The sequence below is a fragment of the Candidatus Nitrosarchaeum limnium BG20 genome, from assembly GCF_000241145.1.
GTDB classification, from domain to species: domain Archaea; phylum Thermoproteota; class Nitrososphaeria; order Nitrososphaerales; family Nitrosopumilaceae; genus Nitrosarchaeum; species Nitrosarchaeum limnae.
The window spans coordinates 1-3,273 of record NZ_AHJG01000235.1 but is presented as its reverse complement, the minus strand read 5'-3'; the positions used below and the strand labels follow the sequence as shown (position 1 = coordinate 3,273).

Here is a 3,273-nt window from a genome sequence, read left to right as displayed (position 1 = left end):
CTCTGCAAAGAGACTTAATCTGTCTTGAGTGACTGCCTGCATTTTGTTTTCAGGTTTTTTATTTCCTATATTAGGTTACCCCATTTTTCGAAGATATTTTGAATATGCGTTATCTATTTAATGGAAAAAAATTCCATAATGAACAATGAGTGTAGCAATAGGACAAAAAGCACCAAATTTTGCAGTATCTGAGTGGGTCCAAGGGGCTCCAACAAACTTTGATCAGGAAAAAGATCACATTGTTCTAGTTGAGGTATTTCAGGTAAATTGTCCAGGTTGCTTTATGCATGCACTCCCAGAGGCAATAAGCATCTACAACAAATACAAAGATGATGGCGTGCGAGTGATAGGACTGGCAACAGCATTTGAGGATTATGACAAAAACACTTTGGATAATCTAAAGATGTTAGCAGAGACAGGCGAAGTTGTTGGAGATACTAAAGAAGCACTATCGATGTATGGTCAGTTACAACCAGGAAACAAATTATCTTATAAAATTCCATTTCCATTGGCAATGGACAAACTAGTAAAGACAGACGGAAAGATTAGCGATGAAAAAGTTATGCAGTTTATCTACGGACAAATCCCAGAGTTTGACACTCAACCAGAAGAATACAGAAAACAGATTATCCAGCGAGTCAAAGATTACATGAAGACCAAAGAATACTCTGCTGAGACATTTGAGAAATTTGCTTTACAAGGAACTCCATCAATGATACTAGTAGATAGAAAAGGAATTTTACGAAACGTATCCTTTGGACAGTCAGGAAATGTCGAAGTAATGATTCAGAAATTACTTAAAGAGTAATTCATCTAACAAAATAAAGTATAACAGACAAAGATACTACAATACAAAAACCAGTAATTAGTGCAACTTTGGCATTATCCACATGTATGATTCATACAAATAAAATAAAAATAAATCTACAATTCTGAGAATATTTTTTAGGAAAAGTGATAGTGTTTCTATTTATAGAAGAAAAATAGAATATCTTGACAATGGAAATTACACGCTCATTTTTTGCACTATTACTTGTATTATCATGTGTAATTGCCATTCCTAACGCAATTGCACAAACTGAATCAGATAAAAAAACATACACCATAGGAACTTATCTTCTAAATGTAGGCAAAATTGATCTTCAGAATGGAGCCTATGATCTGGACTTTTACATTTGGATAAAGTCTGATGATGCTAACTTTATTGAAACAAAACCAAAAATTGAATTTATGAATGGTAAAGCAACTGTAGAGCCAATCACAGTAGAAAAAAATTACTATGAAGCAAGAGTGAAGGGAATATTTCAAAAAAATATGGACTTTAGAAATTATCCATTTGAAAAAATATTGCTAACAGTAGAAATAGAAGGAACAGAAGACATGAAATCTTTTGAATTTGTTCCAGACCTTGAAGAGAGCGGTGTAGATGATCTAGTGAATATTCCAGGATGGAATCTCCAATCTACAAACTCTGATGTTACAATTCACAAATATTCTGACGATTCAGAATATTCAAGATATGTATTTTCACTAGAGATGGAGAGATTTCCATTATCTTCATTTTTGAAGACCATGTTACCAGTAATTATCATCACAACTATTGCAATGCTTGCATTTTGGATGAGTCCGACAAACTTTACTGCAAGAATAGGGTTGGGAGCATCCACATTACTTGCAGCAGTGGCAGCTCATCTTAATGCAGCAAATCAATTACCACCAATTGGATATCTGACTCTATTTGACAAGATAATGATTATTGCATATGCTTTGTTTCTCAATAATCTACTTTCAATGGTAATTCAAATGAGACTAATTGATCACAAGCGTGAAGAAGAAGCAGTTAAAGTAAATGCAAAGATGAGAAAGGCAATACCAGTTATTTGTGTATTAATTTTCTTGGCATTATTCTTGGTGTGATTTTTAAAAATCTAATATCCCCAAAAAGGCGTACTGAGTAGAGTCATCATTACTGTGTAAAATGCTGCAATACTAATAACTAGAATTATGGCACCCTTGGTGGTTTTCTTCATGATGAGATAAATGATAATGTCAAACTTAAGGATTAACATCCATATTTTTTTGCCCACTCGCTATTTGAAAATTCACTTACAGAACAAAACTCTGTACTCATACTACCATAACCTGATTCTAGTAACTGTTCGTTTAGATTTTCTCCGTTACAATATATCACACCTAAAATTCTATCATAACTGCCTTTTGTTTGTCCATCATCCTCATTAACTGTTACGGAAGATCCAACAGGACATATTCCATTGATGAAATCTTTAGCTATTTTTCCATCTGATTCGTTTAGTTCTGGTGCTGATGAGAGTGCAAATCTAATTGATTGTCCATCTACTTTGATTGTATCACCATCAATTACATCGGTTACCAGTCCTTTGATGCATCTTGCATTTCCGGTACATTCGGGTAGAGATGGTTGTATGATGGTTACTGTAGACTCTTCTTGAGTTTGAGAAGTGAATTGATCAAATGCTGACTGAGCTTGCCAAGTTACTAATTGCTGCAATCCAAGTATTGCACCAATAATTGTGATAACTGCAATAGATATCAAAATCATGCTAACTGGCTTCAATAATTTTTTAAAATTTTTTGAAAACTTAAGGGTTTAGAATGTAATGAAAATTATCTTTAGATTATTTTAGTTTAAAGAAAGCAGATATGCTTGGGCCATTTGTAGTTGTAGTTTTTACTTCCCAACAAGTATTTGCTTTACCTGATGGAGTCTTCCAGTTTGCATGGAATTGTCCTGAGGAATCATATTTGAGAGATGTGCCACCAGTGGTAGTTATATCAACGGGTGCAGATATTTGAGTAGTAAGATTAGAACAACTTACCTGTTTTTGAGTAATTGATGCAATTACAGATGTACTAGTCTTTTCTGTTGGACCATCAAATACTTCAAACTTTAATGGTACAGTTTGACCACTCTTTATGTTGTTTAAAACAACATTCATGTCAACAGGATTGTAGTATCCAGTTATAGTCCAAGGTACAACCAAGTCAGAACCATTACAATCTTGATCAATTCCATCGTTTGGAATTTCAGTTGCACCTGGATTGATTGAAGCATCATTATCATTACAGTCAAGATTTGAAGTGTAACCATCATGATCATTGTCTGGGAATGGTGCAGCTATTCCATCACAGTCTTCATCTATAGAATTTCCTGGAATTTCAGTTGCTCCTGGGTATATTGAAGCATCATTATCATTACAGTCAAAGTCTGCAGTTACACCATCATGATCATTG

The 3,273-nt window shown here is 34.1% G+C and carries 4 protein-coding genes; 2 read left to right on the top strand and 2 right to left on the bottom strand.

Translation table 11 applies throughout. The features are described 5' to 3' along the window. The first annotated feature begins 145 nt into the window (after positions 1 to 145). Together BG20_RS08210 and BG20_RS08205 are read left to right on the top strand one after the other, a co-directional pair. Positions 146 to 808 (top strand): peroxiredoxin family protein, encoded by a 663-nt coding sequence (locus tag BG20_RS08210; protein WP_010193547.1) that lies wholly within the window; start codon positions 146 to 148, stop codon positions 806 to 808. A 191-nt stretch (positions 809 to 999) separates the two neighbouring features. Next, positions 1,000 to 1,917 carry a ligand-gated ion channel gene (locus tag BG20_RS08205; protein ID WP_010193545.1) on the top strand — a complete coding sequence of 306 codons (918 nt, stop codon included), beginning with the start codon at positions 1,000 to 1,002 and terminating at the stop codon, positions 1,915 to 1,917. A 145-nt stretch (positions 1,918 to 2,062) separates the two neighbouring features. Here BG20_RS08205 and BG20_RS08200 read toward each other — a convergent pair whose 3' ends face one another. Together BG20_RS08200 and BG20_RS08195 are read right to left on the bottom strand one after the other, a co-directional pair. After that, complete coding sequence (locus BG20_RS08200; RefSeq protein WP_238527569.1) at positions 2,063 to 2,596, bottom strand: thermonuclease family protein; 534 nt, start codon at positions 2,594 to 2,596, stop codon at positions 2,063 to 2,065. 61 nt (positions 2,597 to 2,657) lie between these two features. Next, positions 2,658 to 3,273 (bottom strand): PxKF domain-containing protein (locus BG20_RS08195; protein ID WP_010193540.1); only part of this gene is annotated, 616 nt, incomplete at its 5' end.